Below are 16041 nucleotides of genomic sequence, written 5' to 3'. Positions count from 1 at the left end.
GAAGTATTTACTATTGTCGGCTTATGCTGCCCCCAGAACTGGTTTCTTTTTGAATCGATTTTGGTTGTACAGCGTAAGAGATATTTCCTCCGCTAGATGCTTGTGCAACTAATTTTACAATGGGATGTACACTTATGGAAGCTCCACTGGATACATCGGCAGTTACCTCATTGGCTAATAATTTATCAGCATTAATTTCGCTGCCACTTGATGCGGTGGTTTTCATCTCAAGCGCTTTTCCATTTATCGTGATAGTACTTCCGCTACTGGTATCGCAAGTAATGTTATCTGATTCGATGCTTAAATCAATACTTGCTCCACTCGAAGTATTCAAACGGATATTTTCGCCTTTCAGTGTATTCTTGCTCGTTATTGTGGCACTGCTCGTAGCTTCTAATTCATCAATTATAGGCATTTTTACGGTTACTTTTTTAGATCCAGCATTGGAAAAAGAATTTTTATCAAATGAAATAACAAGTGTCCCATTTTCTACTTTAGTAGTAATGTGTTTTTGTAAATTATCATCAGCTTCAACCACTATTTCCATTTTGTCTGATTGTTCTATGACAAGGTCAATGGAATTGTTGACTTCTATGCTTTTGAAATCATCTTCAACATTTCTTTTCTCGGTGGTGACATTTCCGCTTCCTTCTATTGAATTCAAATTAATGGAGTGGTTGCATGAAGCGAATAACAAAGCTGTTAAGGCAACCAGAATGAATTTGGTAATTAATGTGATGACTTTTAACATGATTAGTTGGTTTTAATGATGATACCGTCTTTATTTATTTTTAATTCTTTAAGATTCTTTTTTGAATTAATCAAAGTGTCATTCGTTACGGAAACTCCGTCTTCATTAATGGTAACTGACGTTTCGATACTGTCATTTTCAGTATCAGTATCCACATCATTATACTCGTTTTCATCTGCGGGACAATTTAAACATTTTATTTGAGAATTTTCTACTTTGTAAATGTAATTGTCTGAACTGTAATGTAAATTAAAATATTCGTCGTCTGATCTATCGTAATTTTGAACACTAGAATCAACTTTTAACAATAGTCCTTCTGGTACAAATAACGTTATTTCAATCTCTTGGTCTCTGTATTTGTTTTTTAATTCCGTTAGTAAATAGTTGTCTAAAATCAATTGGTTGCCAATTATTTTGTAACTGTATTTAATTTGTTCGGCTCTGTTTTTTGCTTCTGATAATGATTTTCCGCTCGCTTCTTTTTCAATTTGAAGGTAAGGTAGTTTTTCATCTGTTTTTTCGATTTTAAAACTAACTTCATTTGAATAAATGATATCAGTTCCAGTAGAATCTTGCGTTACCATGAAATCATTGCGGTCTTCCACATTTTTAGCAAAATAATCATTGTGTTTGAATTTGATGAAAAGCGTATCATTAGGATTCAAATTGATTGTTTCTTTCTTAACTACTCGTCCATCAACTGCAAATGCGCTGGCTTGTTTTATTCCAATTGATATCGCTAATGAAACTGCAATTAACCAAAGTGCAAGCAACGTGTATTTTGCAATGTTCCCAATAGATTTCATGTTTGGCGCTAGTAATTTGAAACCCAGTAAGGTCAGGAAAAAGAAAGGAATTCCAACAGCAAAGAACATCAAAAGTCCAAAAGCCCACACAGGATAATCTGTAAAATTGCCTGCTTCAATAAAACCTTGCCAAGGGAAATCAATGAATGCTCCGGAACCTAAGGTAAAAATACCAATTAATAGAAAAAATAGGACTGTTATTCCGGAAATGATTAAAATTACTCCTAAGAATTTAGCGAAAATCTTGAAAATAGTCATGATAAAATCACCAAAAGAATTTCCTATTTTACCGGCACCTGTTTTTATTTGGTTACCGTATTTATCATAATCTGCATTTTTTATCTTGTCAGAAACATTTTCAAACTCTTCTCTAACTTTTTTTTCAATGTTTGAAATCGTAACCGGTTCCCCAGTCATTTCCAGTTTTTCAGTTGTTGTGATTGCTTCCGGAGTCACAATCCAAAGAATGATATAGGCTACGATTCCAGTTCCAAATCCAGCAAAAACCAATAGGATAAGTACGATTCTGATCCACACGGCATCAATCCCAAAGTAATGTCCTAATCCAGCCGAAACACCACCAATCATACCTTTTTCTCGGTCACGGTATAGTTTTTTTGTTCTTCTGGTTGTGCTGCTGTTGTAGGTATTTGCTCCTTTCAATTCATCTTCAATGATGTAATCTTCCGGTTGTCCCATCACGGCAATCACTTCGTCTACATCTTTCAAACTAATAACATATTTGTCTGATTTTTGTTTTTCGTTTAATAATTCCGAAACACGCATTTCAATATCTTTGATGATCTCATCATGTCCTGATGAATTGGATAAAGAACGTTTTATCGCGTCAAAATAGCGTGTCATTTTTTGGTATGCATCTTCATCTATGTGAAAGAACATTCCGCCTAGGTTTATATTTACAGTTTTGTTCATGACTATTGTTTTTGGTTGGTTATTAGGTTTACGGCATCGGATAATTCAGTCCAGGTACCATTCAATTCGTTTAAAAAAGTTTGTCCAATTTCGGTCAGACCGTAATATTTTCTTGGCGGTCCTGACGTGGATTCTTCCCAACGGTAGTTGAGTAATCCGTCGTTTTTTAGTCGCGTTAACAGCGGATAAATGGTTCCCTCTACGACTAATAATTTTGCGTTTTTCAAAGTGTCCAGTATTTCCGATGTGTAGGCATCTTTTTCTTTTAAAACAGATAGGATGCAAAACTCGAGAACACCTTTTCGCATCTGGGCTTTTGTGTTTTCAATGTTCATAATTTCTTTTTTTTGATTTTGTGTTGATTAAACAGTTCATTTTTTGATTGATGATTTGTCATTGCGAGAAACGAAGCAATCTCGTATTGCCTGATACTCTTTTTATTTTTTGAAGCTTATTCCTGCTTTCCACTTTATCTTTACTTGCTTAAAGAAAGCAAGTAAAGGATGTCGTTTCAGTCAGGGCTAGTTCGTTCGCTTTACCTATTACGTCTATTTTTTTTAACCTTATTGCTTCCTTATTTAATGAACGGAATCGTTATTGGATATTTATATCTTTCTCCATTTGATGTTTTGATTGAAGCGTAAATAATCAAAAAGAATTCAGCCACTTTCAAAAGTCCAAAAAGCAAAACACAAATTAATCCAACTGTTAACATTCCAATATTATTTTCAAAGTTGAAATTTGAAAGCGTAATGTCATGATGATGTACTAATGTTTCAAGCGAAGTGTCTCTAAATACTGAAATAAGAAACGAAGGAATGGCAATCATAATCAGCAGTAAAGAATATAAAAGCAAACTTAATTGAAAATTCAGGACTTGTTTTCCGTGGTGATCCACAAATTCAGATTCCTCTTTTTTAGTACTCCAAAGCACTATTGGGAAAATATAATTTCCAAAAGGAATGAAGTATTGAGTTAAGGAACTCAAATGTGTAAATGTTGCAATATTTTTTTCAGTAGTTGTTTCCATTTTTTTTGATTTTGATGATGATTAAAACTTTTCAGAATAGTTACTAAATAGGCTACCTAGTAATTTCTTATACAAATATATGTCTAAAAGACAGTATCTTGTTTCGCATAGTACCAAATATTAACATAAAATTAACAAATTAATTTTATATGTATGCATACTATTTTTTTGTATTTTAGCAAAAAACCTAGTAAAAATGAAACTTACAGCATCAAAACTTAATAAATTTTTATTGTTCAAATTACCATCTGCATTTATATGTGGGGTACGCGTAAAAACAATAGATGAGAACCAATGTGTAGTTTCTGTGAAACACCGTTGGATCAACCAAAATCCATTTAACTCCATGTATTTTGCAGTACAAGCCATGGCAGCTGAGCTTTCTACGGGAGCTTTGGTGATGTTTCAAATTGCAAAAAGTGGCAGGAAAATCTCGATGTTGGTAGCCAATAATAAAGGAAATTTTACCAAGAAAGCGACAGGAAGAATCACTTTTACCTGCAATGACGGCCATATAATTGAAAAAGCGATTCAAGAAACTATTGCCACCGGAGAAGGGCAAACCTTTTGGATGAAATCCATAGGAACAGATGAAAAGGGAATACAAGTCTCCGAAATGGATTTTGAATGGAGTGTACGAATCAAATAAAGATCAGTTAACTGACAATTTAAATAAACAGAAAACGCCTCTGAATTTTAGAGGCGTTTTCTGTTGAGTATAATAAGAATCTTTTTAGATTAGCATTTTTTACCACTTGTTTTAGCCATAGAGGCATCACATTTTTTTCCTTCAGCTTTACATTTTGTTTTGCATTTTTCAACTTCAGCTGCAGTCATTCCTTTTGACTTAGCGTCTTTTTTTGCACAACAAGATTCTTTTTTTGCTTTTTCTTTAGCGACAGCTTTTACTTCCTGTGCATTAACGCTTATGGTAAGGAATGCTATTGCTACAAATGTTACTATTTTTTTCATTTTATATTATTTAATTGTTTTTTTTCTTTGGATATTAATCCAAATGTAAATATTAATTCAAATATATTTTAAAAAATCTAATTAATACTTACTTAAATTTTAGAGGTATAGCGATTTAATTGTCATTCGTTCAAAAAATCGTTATTCCAGTAAATTATACGACTGCTGTTTTCCACAGAAAATCCTTTCAGAGTAATATTTCCGTACATTTAATAAATTTTTTAAAAAACCATTAAGAAGATTTCTAAATCGTTAATGTTTATTATATTACTATTTGTAGATTTTAGTAGTGCGCAAAATAAGTTAACAGGGAAAGTTATGAATTACAGCAATAAACCTATTTCCAATGCTAAAGTATTCGTGGATTCTTTTTCCTTACAATGTCAGAAATGTGAGCGTTTTAAAAGAGGATGCGGCATCAATTTATGGTGCTCAAGCACCTAATGGCGTAATTATAATTACAACTAAATAGTTTAGTAATTATTAAATTATAATGCATCATAACAAAGCAATTGAACGGTTTTTCAAAATAAATTCCTTTATGCTAAATAAAAAAACTCAAGTTTTCTAAATCCGTTTCCAGTAGAGCGGTTTTTTTAATTTAAAAAAAATCCATTTCGAAGCTGACAATTTTTTTGAAACTGACTTTAAATCTTAGGGAGTAATTAATTCAGACTATGTGATTCAGGGATTTTGATGTTTATTTTATTTTTCTTGGACAGTAATAAGTACAATGTAATGCCGCCTAAAATAACGAGTAAAGCAATCTGAAGTTGGCCCATACTGTTGTTATCGTTATGTAGAGCAGTGGAGTGTGTCAATTTTGACCTGCCTTCTGTACTTTGTATTTTGGATAATTGTTCCAGCGTTTGTAAAGCTTGATTGCTGTTGTAACGTACTTGATTCCAATTTTGGTTTTGCGTTGCTGAATTTATAGCAGAACAAGAAGAGACAAAGGTCATGAAATATGTTTTCTCTTTTGGAGTCAAAACAGTTTCAAGGTATAATTTGTCTATGTTTTGAATCTTTTTTATAACTGCTAAAATTTCTTCCCTTTTTTGAAAATCAGTTATGTTCTTTTCTGCTGCATTTATTTTGATGAAATAAAGTGTATTAGCATACTGAAAGATATACCGAGCTACAACTAATCGATCTTTATAAATGGTGTTGATATCTTCATTTGTTTTTTTTGAATTTTGCAGGGTATTAAAATTGCTGAGCAGGATTATAAACATAATAACGAGTAAAACAAAAGCGGCTTTTGTTTTATTACTATATTTTTTTAGATCTTTCATTTTGATAGCATTTAGGAGCAATACAATATATACTATTACGTTGGATTTCTATCAAATGCTATTAATTTTAACGTAAAGTAGCGGTGGTTTTTCCTTTAATAATACAATCGGAAATCAAGTAACTTGCACAGGGCATACTGTTTTTGATGTAATTCTTCTACGATTTCGATGATGTCATCTTCTTCTTCAAATAAGCCAAAAAAAGCTTTATCTAATGCACTGCTGGTTACTGTGTTGAAAGTCGTTCCGTAACCTGAAATCGCGCGTGCTCCCGTAATATCTAAAAAATATTGTGCTTCTTCGGCGTTCAAGTCTAAAACTTTTGCATTTGCAAAATGCACTATTTTCCCTTTCATTTTCCCTTCAAAGAGTTCCGCTACTTCTTCTAAACTATAGTAATATTCATTAAGGCATATTGAGTTTCCTTCGCCTTGCATGACTAAGTAGATTATTTCATAATTTTTAAAGTTATGGTCGTCGTAGAGTAGCGCATTTAAACTTTCTTCTAAACCTTCGATAGTGTCACAGGTTTTATAAATACTGGTAATGCCTCGTTCAAAGGCTAGTTGCTCTAAGTTTTTGACCACTTCAGTTGTCGTAGTAGTTTCTGCATCGGAAACTGCTTCGAGGCAGAAAATAAAAGTATCAGATTCCATTAAATTTAGTTTAGGTGATGCTTGTCGCAAAGATAATATTGGAGCAGAAAAACCGACCCGAAGATGTAGCCCGGTTTAGCAAACAAGTACTACTATTTCTTTGATAGGTACGCTAGCTCTCAATAAAAATGCGGCATTATTGTGATCATTCGATTATACAAAGCTACGCAAGAATAAAATTCGTTGTTAGTTTTTAGCCATAAATAGTTGTTAACGGATTTCTACCATATCTACCCATAAAGTATAATAAGCCAAGAGTGAGTAAGATTTATGGAGTTCGGCATTGTATCTGAGTGATTCACAAATCCGGTTTATTGCCATTATTGTCTCGGTTTATTGGTCCAAACAATAGCGCCTACTATTTGCTGTAGTGTAGCAGGCTTTTATCATGTAAAAAAAAGGACACGAATTTCACGAACTTCCACTATTAAATCTGTGCTAATTTGTGAATCACGTCGCAGATAATTAGAATTGCAACCGTGCAGACTTTAAGTGCGCAAACCCATTCTACGGACTTAAGTCATCGTGGTTTAGTTTTATTAGTATGAAAGATCTAGTGTCGCAATTATTAAAGAGAGTTTTTGCCAAAGATTGGAAGCATAAAAAAAAATTAAACCTACAAGATGAATTGCGCTAGGCTAATCTGCGAAATCTGTGCCAAAGGAATATTAATCTTCATTAAATACCACATTAATTTTTAGTCAGTACTTAAAAACATATGTCAGCTAAATGTGTTTAAAAATCAACCTTGATATATTTATCAATAATATATTGTGAAATAGGTTTTAATGGTTTTCCATTTTCAGGATGAAAACCCGAAGCGGTGAAATATTCTATCGTATCGTTTTTTTTACAATACCAAACGATCGCTTTGTTTTTTTGAAAAAAGGGTGTTTGTTGGGTAACCTTTATTTTTTTCAATTGTAATTCTTCCTTGACAATAGGTTTAATTTCATTTCTTGAGCTAATTCCTTGGACGGAACTGCTGCAATCCACAAGCTCATAATGGTCGCTATACCACTGCATACATTCCTTTGCAGGAAAGAACAACTCCTTAATTCCATAAAATGAAGCTAGGGAAACCATCAATAGTAATAGTGTTTTAAAAAATTGTTGCACTGAAATTGTCTTGTGCTGTAACTGCTGTAATGTTAATCTCGGAATAAACGTTTTTTTTGTCGGATTATCCTCAATCATAACCACCGTCCGTTTTTTTTCCTCTTCTTCAAACGTGAAATTTACATTTTTATCTACAATAGAATAGGTAGTTTTCTCTTCCTGAACGGCAGTGTTATTCATTAGCTTCAAAAATCGGTGTATCGGTCTTTTATTAAAGCGTACCAAAATTGCAGCTAAATCTATCCCAGATATATCCGTTAAATCGGTCTCTCCTTTAAAGAAAGTTTCTAAAGGTCGAAACTTATCCGTTTGCTTTTTTATTTCGGTGCTATTACCTTCTTTAAAATCAAATCCAAAAAAATTACGAAAGATTCTCAAATCATCTGAGGTGCTACTTTCGGTAAAAAGAATACTACACAAGTCTCTGAGTTTAGCACGCGACGGATTAATTAAAAAACTAGCATAACCTCCTGATTTCTCCTCTTCATATTTGGCTTTAATAGCCTCTTTATAATCCTCTAAAGTATTTTTTTTCATAAGCCAAAATCAGAATTGATCGGAATTAAAGGGACTTTTTGGGAACTATAGGAATCTATAGGAATCTTAGGAATTTCATATAAACACCCTCTCAAAAACTATATTTCTTTGCTTCATAATTAGTTACTGCCTTGAGATGCACTAGGGGCAAATGTACAAAACTAGTTCTTATTACAGTGATGCAAAAACAGTTCGGAATAATTTTCTGGGAAGTAAAATTCATACCGCACTGTCTCTGCTCACTTCACTTCCCGAACCAAAATACAATGGAATGGCCTTTATGATATTCGAAATTATAATTCGAACAGCCATACTCATGTCTAATTTTTATTCTAAAAGAAAAATGAAAAAATTTATTATTACTATTACTGTATTTGCTCTATTTGGTTGTGTTTTTACTTCTTGTTCAGTAGATGTTGAAGAACTAGAAAATAGCAGTAAAAACCAAAAAGTAGTACTTGTGCCAAAACAGCATAAGATGTTGTTTTCAAAAGAAGGGGATAGTATTTCTGCTTTGCCAAATTATTATTTGACAGAAGGGCCTGGTGATGACCCAATTGTAGTTCCACCCTCGCCCAAAAAAAATTAATCAATAAATAATTTTAAATTTGTAAAGTATAAATTACTAATTTCGGGGAAACTTGCTGTCATGTATCGTTCCCCGATTTTTCTTTTTTTACTACTATTTATTCTCTATTCCTGCAAAGAAAAAGTCAAGACTACTGCACAGTCTAAGGCTGAAGACACGCTTTCACAAAATAGTTTACAGGCGAGAAGATTATTGGACTTAGGTATGGCAAATTATGCAAATCAAAAGTTTGATAGTGCTTTTTATTTTTATAACCGTTCCAAGTTATTATATGAGGTAGAAAATGATAGTTTGAAAATTGCTTATAATTTACTTCAAATGGCTATTATTCAGCAAATTTATGGTGATTATTCCGGTAGTGAAAAAAATCTGGTTGAAGCCCTACCGTACACACAAGGCAATCTACTCTATCAATCAGCCGCATATAATCAATTAGGGATTTCTTCAAAAGAACTTTATAATTATGATGATGCCTTATACTATTATGAAAAAGCTAAAAGTATTACCAAGGATACTTTGCCTAAAATTTCCATTGAAAATAACATAGCATCCGTTAATATTGAGAAAAGGGAATTCAATACATCCATTAAAATATTGGAAGCAGTAATAAAGTCTAAAGTTTTAGATACAGTAAATGTAACCAAAGCGAGAGTTTTAGACAATCTTGGTTATTCCTATTTTAAGGTTAGTCGTGATCAAGAAGGATTGCGGTTAATGAACGAAGCGCTATCTATGAGGAAGAAGAGTAATGACACCTATGGGATTCTTGGAAGCTATTTGCATCTTTCAGAATATTTTTTAAATAAAGATTCTAAAAAGGCGAATGAATATGTATTGGGAGCGTATCAAACTTCAATGGCTATTGGAAGTGTTGATGAGAGACTGGAATCATTATCTTTTTTGGTTAAAAATAATTTTGATCGGGGGAATAACAAGTATGCGTTAGCGTATATACAGTTAAATGACAGCATTGTTAAAGTCCGAAACAATGCTAAAAATCAATTTGCTAAAATCAAATATGACAGCGACCAAAACAGAGCGGATAATCTAAAGTTATCTGCCCAAAAAGCACAAACCACATTACAATTAGAACGACAAAAAAATAGTACACTGCTCTTGTATTTTGTAGTATTGCTGGTGGTTTTCCTTTCTGTTTTTATCATTAATTTTTTGAGAACTAAAAGCAAAAGAGAAAAAATCAGAATATCGTACAACACTGAAACACGCATTTCCAAAAAACTGCATGATGAATTGGCAAATGATCTATACCAAACAATGACGTTTGCGGAAACGCAAGATTTATCTACAGAAAACAATAAAGAAACCTTACTCAATGATTTGGATAGCATTTATTCCAGAACTCGAAATATTTCCAGAGAAAATAGTTCTATTGATATTGGACCTAATTTTGTTCCCAATCTGAAAGCAATGATGTCAAATTACAGTAATGATACTGTCAATATATTGCTGAATGGTCTGGATGTATTGCAAAATACAGCTTTGGAAACCAATAAAAAAATTACAATATATCGCACTCTTCAGGAATTGTTAGTCAATATGAAAAAGCATAGTCAATGTAGTTTGGTGGTAATTACTTTTAAAAATATCGATAAAAAAATTCAGATAGAATACACGGATAACGGCATCGGGGTTTCACAGGAAAAAATAAATTTAAAAAATGGACTCCTAAATGTAGAAACGCGTGTAAAGGCCATAGACGGAACTCTTACTTTTGATAATGCGCTCCAGAAAGGATTTAAAGTGAATATCATATTTCCAGTATAATGTTTGTTCCGGTCTAAAATAACGGTACATATAAAAAACATACCTAATAAAACAAACCCATATTTTGTAAACCGAAGTCTCAGAGATTGCATTTATTTTTTAACGTTGCTCAAATCAAAACGATAAATAGCTTCCAGTTTCAAAAGGAGCGTATTTGATTTGTTATCTAAAATAGGAGTTCGGTTATCCCCAAATTTTAACGCTAGAATTTGTAAATCAAGTTTTTGATCTATTGGATACACTCTAAACTGGTTTAAAGAATAACCCATTTTTAGACGTAAAAGAATTTTTTTATCCAAAACACTTCGTTGTACATAAGTAGAAAAATCTATCGAATTATTTTCGACATAGTTAGCACGAACGTTATCAGTGGTTAGTTTGTAACTGTTTCCATGACCCAGAAAATCTACGCCTACTCTTGTTTTATCAGTTAAATTATAATTGATATCTGCATCATTTGGCATAAAGGCATTTATTTCAAAACGTTTATTTGGACTATGATAATAGAAAGTAACAATGGGAACAACGGACATACCGTAAGCTTCACTACTGCCGTAAAGTCCTAAACCATAACCAAAACTCTCATTTCTTTTATATTTCAATAAAGCTAATCCGCCCAGGTAAATGTCTTCACTGCTTAGATTGATATAATCAGATGCGACTTTTGGCAAAAAAAGATATATTCCACTCCAATGTTCGGAATGTTTTACACTCAAACCCGCTCTTAAATTTGTAGAGTATAAATGATTGTTTTCAGAATTAGGTAATAATTGTAAGTTATAGCTGCTGAAATTTACACCGGTAACAGCAATATATTTTTCATTTAAAACAATTGGTAAAATAAGATTCGTTTGAAATGTAGTTATGTCCGTGTTAATGGATGAATTTTCAAAAGTTGTTTTTTGCGATTTCCCATAATTGATAGAAAACAGATCGATGTATTCTTGTGCATTACATAAAAAAGGCAGTACTAAAAATACCAATAGTATTATTTTTTTTTTCATATTAGAAAGTTGATAGTATTTAAAATAGTTAGTAATGGATTTTCCGTTTTTACAATAATTTGAAATGTTCTTCTTTATATAAAAACTTCTGTACAAATTTAGTAGTATAAAGTAGTACTGTTGGTACATCAGTGAATAAGTATTGCTATTTTATTCCCATTTCTAAAACCGATAGGTACATTTTCAGTCAACACAGAACAAATTTAGAAATTAGTAAAATCTATTCCGTACACAATTACTTTTATTAGTTGCAAAATTCACAGTCTCATAATTTTGATTGAAAGAACTTCACAGCTATTGATGCCTTTTTAAAGAAAATGAAAAAGGATTTAGTTTGAAAATTCTACTGATACTGAGGACAAAATTAGCTACAACTCTATGAAAAAAAGTTTATTTATGATTTTATCAGCTCTTTCAACTAAAAGGATTTCTCGCGCCCTTTTCTCACTCCCAGAATATTCATACGATATTTTTTGAACATAAATTTTTGAAGCGAAAACTGTAATTTGAACTCGTGCCTTAGTTTTATAAATTTGATATTTTCATCAAAGCACCTTATTTATTTGCCCTTATACGGTATGAAAATTTTACAATTGTATAGATTTTTTGCTGTTGAGATTAAAATTTAAGGTTGAGCTAATGAAAATTTAGTAGTAGATATAACCTCTCTAAAGAGGCAAAGATGTAATTTTGTTTATTAAATTTATATAAAGTCAGTTTTGAAAAACATCCTTATCATAGACGACGAAGAAAAACTTCGCGGACTGCTCGCTAGAATAATAAAATCAGAAGGATTTGAAGTTTTTGAAGCATCGGATTTAAAATCGGGTTTCAAAAAAATGGAAATTAAGGAAATTGATGTAGTTCTTTGCGATGTCAAACTTCCAGATGGCAACGGCGTTGATTTTGTACAAAAAATAAAAAGTGCTTTTCCTTTGACAGAAGTCATTTTATTAACTGCTTATGGCAAAATTTCCGATGGTGTTCAAGCCATGAAAAACGGGGCTTTTGATTACATAGTCAAAGGGGATGATAATGACAAAATTATTCCGTTGTTATATAAGGCATTAGAAAAAGTGCAGTTGCAAAAGAAAGTCCAACAATTACAAAAAAGAATTTCCGATAAATATTCATTTGATTCTATTATCGGAAAATCAAAAGGATTGGAACAGGTAATTGATTTGGCCAAAAGAGTATCCAAAACAGATTCTACTGTACTTTTAACTGGCGAAACCGGCACCGGAAAAGAAGTTTTTGCACAAGCCATTCATGAAAACAGCAACCGAGTAGGGAAATCCTTTGTTGCATTGAATTGTAGTACTTTCAGCAAGGAAATCCTGGAAAGTGAGTTATTCGGACACAAACAAGGGGCTTTTACAGGTGCCTTAAAAGATAAAAAAGGATTTATTGAAGAAGCCAATGGAGGAACCTTATTTTTGGACGAAATTGGTGAAATGCCTATAGAATTGCAGGCTAAATTATTACGGGTTTTAGAAACCAATGAATACATACAAATAGGAGATACGACACCCAGAAAATCAAATTTTAGGTTAATTGCCGCAACGAATCGCAATTTAAAAACCGAAAGTGAAGAACACCGTTTTCGTTTGGATTTGTATTTTAGATTGAATATTTTCGAAATTAAAATTCCGCCCTTAAGAGAAAGAATAAAAGATATTCCGCCATTGGCTCATAGTTTTGTGTCTCAATTTTCGGCTAAAACTAATAAAAAGACATTGACTATTGATGCTGAATTTCTTCATAAACTTGAAACCTATAACTGGCCCGGAAATATTAGGGAATTAAAAAATATCATTGAACGAGCCGTAATTTTGGTAAACGGAGAAACGCTTACTACTGATCTCTTACCCTATGAAATGCAACATCCAATAGAGAAAAGCACTAAAATAATGTCTGCTTTTTCGATGCAAAGTATTGAAAAACTCCACATTCAAAAAGTTTTGAATTACACCAAAGGAAATAAAGCAGAGACCGCACGCTTGCTGGAGATTAGTATTGCAACACTTTACCGTAAATTAGACGAATACAACATTCATTAAAATCATATTATTTTGAGAAAAGCCTATCATTTTGATAGGCTTTTTTTATGCTTTTTTTTGGCATGAAAACCACAAATCCGTAATTGACAATGCTTTGATGTCTATGGTTACTTTTTGGAATGTATTTTGGCATAAGCGATGAAGAACATAAAAATCATTCTTATGAAATCGCTATGATTCAAATTAGAAATAAAACCGAAGAATGGCGATACCATATTCCTTTAAACAACAAATATTAAATACTTATGAAAAATCAAGTCACCACGATTTACAAACAAGCAGAACGCTTTGCTGAAATCACCAAGACTGCAATTATTACTGGAAATATTTCCAAAGCAAAAAAATGTTTGGCACTTGCTGAACGATTATTGACAACAGGAAGCAACGAAACTAAGATTGCCATTTCGAATGTATATGTTTTTTCAGTTTCCTCTTTCATGGAATTGCGTCATTGCAATATTTCGAATCTTTTTCCAAAATCCTTGAAGGCAGAATACATCAAACAAATTAATGCCTCGGGAGTATAACAAGTTTAATCGATTGAATTATTTGATCGATTATCTAAATCTTTAATAAATCAATAAACTACAATTATGATAATCACAATCCTTTTACTCGCACTAGCCGTTTTGTTATTTGCGATTTGTTTTAAAGCAGTCGAATTTTTTGAAAAAATCTAAACCATGATAGCACTATTTATAATTGCACTTGCTGTTTTTGGCTATTTGGTTTATGTATTAATCAAACCCGAAAAATTTTAACTCAATAAACTAATTTTTTATGAACACAGAATTATTTGGTGTCATCAGTATTTTTATTGTTTCGATAGTTTTGGCTATTCCTTTAGGAAGGTATATTGCCAAAATTTATTCCGGCGATACAACATTGCTTGACCCGATTTTCAATCCAATTGAAAAATTTATTTTCAAAATCAGCGGAATCAATGCCACGGAAGAAATGAACTGGAAGCAGCATTTAAAAGCACTGTTAAGCGTGAATATGGTTTGGTTCTTTCTTTGCTTTTTTGTTTTGTTATTTCAAGGTTCAATGCCTTTAAATCCAGATAATAATCCAAATATGACTCCTGATTTGGCATTTAATACCGCTATTTCGTTTGTGGTGAATTGTAATTTGCAGCATTACCCCGGTGAAAGCGGCGTTTCTTATTTGTCACAGCTGGTTTTAATGTTTCTGCAATTTATATCTGCCGGTGTTGGAATGGCAGCCGCAGCAATGGTTTTTAATGCAATGAAAGAAAGAACCACAGATAAATTGGGCAATTTCTATAATTATTTTATCAAAAGCTGTACTAGAATTTTACTGCCTTTATCTGCTATTGTAGCCATCGCTTTGTTATTTAGTGGAACACCAATGACTTTTGAAGGAAAAGACACAATTACCACTTTACAAGGTGATTCAGTAGCAGTTTCCCGTGGACCAGCTGCAGCATTTATCGGTATTAAACATATCGGAACTAATGGCGGGGGATTTTTTGGAGCCAATTCGGCTCATCCATTAGAGAATCCTACTTATTTTACCAATGCGGTTGAACTATGGGCACAATTAATCATTCCGTTTGCGATGATTTTTGCTTTAGGATTTTATCTCAAGAAAAGAAGGTTGTCTTATGTCGTTTTTGGAGTAATGACTATTGGGTTTTTACTTTTAGTAATACCAACCGTTATCAGTGAACTCAACGGAAACCCAGCTATCGAAAAAATGGGAATTACACAAGCAACCGGAGCGATGGAAGGCAAAGAAGTTCGTTTTGGACCCGCCATTTCTGGATTTTGGAGCATTGCCACCACCGTAATTTCTACAGGCTCGGTGAATAATATGCACGACAGTTCGATGCCGGTTTCTGGTTCGATGCAATTGTTGGCGATGATGGTCAATGCCTTTTATGGTGGTTGTGGAGTAGGATTTTTGAACTTCTATATTTTTATCATTCTCGCAGTCTTTATTTCGGGATTAATGGTGGGACGAACACCAGAATTTTTAGGAAAGAAAATTGAAGCCCGTGAAGTCAAAATTGCTGCTTTCATTGCCATTCTTCACCCTTTATTAATATTGTCAGGAACGGCATTAGCATCTTATTTTGCTGCAAATGATACTGCAATGGGCTACTGGTTTAGCGGAAACGCCACCGGCTGGTTGAACAATCTTGGACATCACGGATTTTCGGAAATGTTATACGAATATACTTCGAGCGCAGCCAACAACGGTTCTGGATTTGAAGGTTTGGGCGACAATAATCCTTTTTGGAATATCACCACAGGAATTGTGTTGTTATTGAGTCGTTTCCTTCCTATCATTGGGCCTTTAGCTATCGCAGGATTGTTGGCAAATAAAAAATATATTCCTGAAAGTGCTGGAACTTTAAAAACAGACACGACCATTTTTGGAGTTATGGTTTTTGCCGTAATCGCCATTATTGCAGCCTTATCTTTCTTCCCAGCATTGGCTTTAGGACCATTGGCAGAATATTTTACATTAAAATAATA

The 16041-nt window shown here is 32.9% G+C and carries 17 protein-coding genes; 8 read left to right on the top strand and 9 right to left on the bottom strand.

Annotated elements, in window-relative coordinates:
- Positions 1–10: 10 nt before the first annotated feature.
- The 4 genes from DR871_RS11385 to DR871_RS11370 form a co-directional block, all read right to left on the bottom strand.
- Positions 11–751: a head GIN domain-containing protein gene (locus DR871_RS11385; RefSeq protein ID WP_113666392.1), complete on the bottom strand. Its 741-nt coding sequence runs from the start codon at positions 749–751 to the stop codon at positions 11–13.
- Between the two features lie 2 nt (positions 752–753).
- Positions 754–2490, bottom strand: a complete 1737-nt coding sequence (locus tag DR871_RS11380; RefSeq protein WP_113666391.1) for a PspC domain-containing protein — start codon at positions 2488–2490, stop codon at positions 754–756.
- A 2-nt stretch (positions 2491–2492) separates the two neighbouring features.
- Positions 2493–2825: a PadR family transcriptional regulator gene (locus DR871_RS11375; RefSeq protein WP_091205948.1), complete on the bottom strand. Its 333-nt coding sequence runs from the start codon at positions 2823–2825 to the stop codon at positions 2493–2495.
- Positions 2826–3064: 239 nt separating this feature from the next.
- Complete coding sequence (locus DR871_RS11370; protein WP_113666390.1) at positions 3065–3520, bottom strand: DUF4870 domain-containing protein; 456 nt, start codon at positions 3518–3520, stop codon at positions 3065–3067.
- A gap of 196 nt (positions 3521–3716) precedes the next feature.
- On the opposite strand from DR871_RS11370, the gene DR871_RS11365 reads away from it, so the two are divergent.
- Positions 3717–4169, top strand: a complete 453-nt coding sequence (locus DR871_RS11365) for a DUF4442 domain-containing protein (protein WP_113666389.1) — start codon at positions 3717–3719, stop codon at positions 4167–4169.
- Between the two features lie 89 nt (positions 4170–4258).
- Here DR871_RS11365 and DR871_RS11360 read toward each other — a convergent pair whose 3' ends face one another.
- A complete protein-coding gene (locus tag DR871_RS11360) occupies positions 4259–4492 on the bottom strand; it encodes a hypothetical protein (RefSeq protein ID WP_113666388.1) in 234 nt (77 codons plus the stop codon).
- A 346-nt stretch (positions 4493–4838) separates the two neighbouring features.
- Here DR871_RS11360 and DR871_RS16630 point away from each other — a divergent pair, with 346 nt between their 5' ends.
- A complete protein-coding gene (locus DR871_RS16630) occupies positions 4839–4964 on the top strand; it encodes a hypothetical protein (protein WP_262707888.1) in 126 nt (41 codons plus the stop codon).
- A gap of 193 nt (positions 4965–5157) precedes the next feature.
- Here DR871_RS16630 and DR871_RS11355 read toward each other — a convergent pair whose 3' ends face one another.
- The 3 genes from DR871_RS11355 to DR871_RS11345 all read right to left on the bottom strand — a co-directional run bounded on the left by DR871_RS11355 (position 5158) and on the right by DR871_RS11345 (position 8099).
- Positions 5158–5787 (bottom strand): MCP four helix bundle domain-containing protein, encoded by a 630-nt coding sequence (locus DR871_RS11355; protein WP_113666387.1) that lies wholly within the window; start codon positions 5785–5787, stop codon positions 5158–5160.
- 95 nt (positions 5788–5882) lie between these two features.
- Positions 5883–6443, bottom strand: coding sequence for a DUF6642 family protein (locus tag DR871_RS11350; protein ID WP_113666386.1), 561 nt, complete (start codon positions 6441–6443; stop codon positions 5883–5885).
- Between the two features lie 735 nt (positions 6444–7178).
- Positions 7179–8099, bottom strand: coding sequence for a hypothetical protein (locus DR871_RS11345; protein WP_113666385.1), 921 nt, complete (start codon positions 8097–8099; stop codon positions 7179–7181).
- A 151-nt stretch (positions 8100–8250) separates the two neighbouring features.
- Here DR871_RS11345 and DR871_RS11340 point away from each other — a divergent pair, with 151 nt between their 5' ends.
- Both DR871_RS11340 and DR871_RS11335 read left to right on the top strand, forming a co-directional pair.
- A complete protein-coding gene (locus tag DR871_RS11340; RefSeq protein ID WP_113666384.1) occupies positions 8251–8688 on the top strand; it encodes a hypothetical protein in 438 nt (145 codons plus the stop codon).
- 60 nt (positions 8689–8748) lie between these two features.
- Positions 8749–10473 carry a tetratricopeptide repeat-containing sensor histidine kinase gene (locus tag DR871_RS11335; RefSeq protein ID WP_113666383.1) on the top strand — a complete coding sequence of 575 codons (1725 nt, stop codon included), beginning with the start codon at positions 8749–8751 and terminating at the stop codon, positions 10471–10473.
- 92 nt (positions 10474–10565) lie between these two features.
- On the opposite strand, the gene DR871_RS11330 is transcribed toward DR871_RS11335, so the two are convergent.
- A complete protein-coding gene (locus tag DR871_RS11330) occupies positions 10566–11477 on the bottom strand; it encodes a DUF6268 family outer membrane beta-barrel protein (protein ID WP_113666382.1) in 912 nt (303 codons plus the stop codon).
- A 719-nt stretch (positions 11478–12196) separates the two neighbouring features.
- Here DR871_RS11330 and DR871_RS11325 point away from each other — a divergent pair.
- The 4 genes from DR871_RS11325 to kdpA all read left to right on the top strand — a co-directional run bounded on the left by DR871_RS11325 (position 12197) and on the right by kdpA (position 16039).
- Entirely contained in the window at positions 12197–13537 is a 1341-nt protein-coding gene (locus DR871_RS11325; RefSeq protein WP_113666381.1) for a sigma-54-dependent transcriptional regulator, read from the top strand.
- A gap of 245 nt (positions 13538–13782) precedes the next feature.
- Positions 13783–14064 (top strand): DUF7674 family protein, encoded by a 282-nt coding sequence (locus DR871_RS11320; protein WP_113666380.1) that lies wholly within the window; start codon positions 13783–13785, stop codon positions 14062–14064.
- A 156-nt stretch (positions 14065–14220) separates the two neighbouring features.
- On the top strand, positions 14221–14298 hold the full coding sequence (gene kdpF / locus DR871_RS11315; RefSeq protein ID WP_081912528.1) for a K(+)-transporting ATPase subunit F: 78 nt from the start codon (positions 14221–14223) through the stop codon (positions 14296–14298).
- 19 nt (positions 14299–14317) lie between these two features.
- A complete protein-coding gene (gene kdpA, locus DR871_RS11310; protein ID WP_113666379.1) occupies positions 14318–16039 on the top strand; it encodes a potassium-transporting ATPase subunit KdpA in 1722 nt (573 codons plus the stop codon).
- Positions 16040–16041 lie beyond the last annotated feature (2 nt).

Source organism: Flavobacterium petrolei (genome assembly GCF_003314435.2).
GTDB classification, from domain to species: domain Bacteria; phylum Bacteroidota; class Bacteroidia; order Flavobacteriales; family Flavobacteriaceae; genus Flavobacterium; species Flavobacterium petrolei.
Note: the sequence above shows the minus strand (reverse complement) of the source record. Positions and strands in the feature narration are given on the sequence as shown.

What these genes read in the sequence shown, in the direction of transcription:
- kdpF (WP_081912528.1), top strand. Translation starts at nt 14,221, where the DNA reads ATGATAGCACTATTTATAATTGCACTTGCTGTTTTTGGCTATTTGGTT.
- DR871_RS11360 (WP_113666388.1), bottom strand. Translation starts at nt 4,492, where the DNA reads ATGAAAAAAATAGTAACATTTGTAGCAATAGCATTCCTTACCATAAGC.
- DR871_RS11375 (WP_091205948.1), bottom strand. Translation starts at nt 2,825, where the DNA reads ATGAACATTGAAAACACAAAAGCCCAGATGCGAAAAGGTGTTCTCGAG.
- DR871_RS11320 (WP_113666380.1), top strand. Translation starts at nt 13,783, where the DNA reads ATGAAAAATCAAGTCACCACGATTTACAAACAAGCAGAACGCTTTGCT.
- DR871_RS11335 (WP_113666383.1), top strand. Translation starts at nt 8,749, where the DNA reads ATGTATCGTTCCCCGATTTTTCTTTTTTTACTACTATTTATTCTCTAT.
- DR871_RS11380 (WP_113666391.1), bottom strand. Translation starts at nt 2,490, where the DNA reads ATGAACAAAACTGTAAATATAAACCTAGGCGGAATGTTCTTTCACATA.
- DR871_RS11350 (WP_113666386.1), bottom strand. Translation starts at nt 6,443, where the DNA reads ATGGAATCTGATACTTTTATTTTCTGCCTCGAAGCAGTTTCCGATGCA.
- DR871_RS16630 (WP_262707888.1), top strand. Translation starts at nt 4,839, where the DNA reads ATGCTAAAGTATTCGTGGATTCTTTTTCCTTACAATGTCAGAAATGTG.
- DR871_RS11385 (WP_113666392.1), bottom strand. Translation starts at nt 751, where the DNA reads ATGTTAAAAGTCATCACATTAATTACCAAATTCATTCTGGTTGCCTTA.
- DR871_RS11370 (WP_113666390.1), bottom strand. Translation starts at nt 3,520, where the DNA reads ATGGAAACAACTACTGAAAAAAATATTGCAACATTTACACATTTGAGT.
- DR871_RS11345 (WP_113666385.1), bottom strand. Translation starts at nt 8,099, where the DNA reads ATGAAAAAAAATACTTTAGAGGATTATAAAGAGGCTATTAAAGCCAAA.
- kdpA (WP_113666379.1), top strand. Translation starts at nt 14,318, where the DNA reads ATGAACACAGAATTATTTGGTGTCATCAGTATTTTTATTGTTTCGATA.
- DR871_RS11355 (WP_113666387.1), bottom strand. Translation starts at nt 5,787, where the DNA reads ATGAAAGATCTAAAAAAATATAGTAATAAAACAAAAGCCGCTTTTGTT.
- DR871_RS11365 (WP_113666389.1), top strand. Translation starts at nt 3,717, where the DNA reads ATGAAACTTACAGCATCAAAACTTAATAAATTTTTATTGTTCAAATTA.
- DR871_RS11330 (WP_113666382.1), bottom strand. Translation starts at nt 11,477, where the DNA reads ATGAAAAAAAAAATAATACTATTGGTATTTTTAGTACTGCCTTTTTTA.
- DR871_RS11340 (WP_113666384.1), top strand. Translation starts at nt 8,251, where the DNA reads ATGTACAAAACTAGTTCTTATTACAGTGATGCAAAAACAGTTCGGAAT.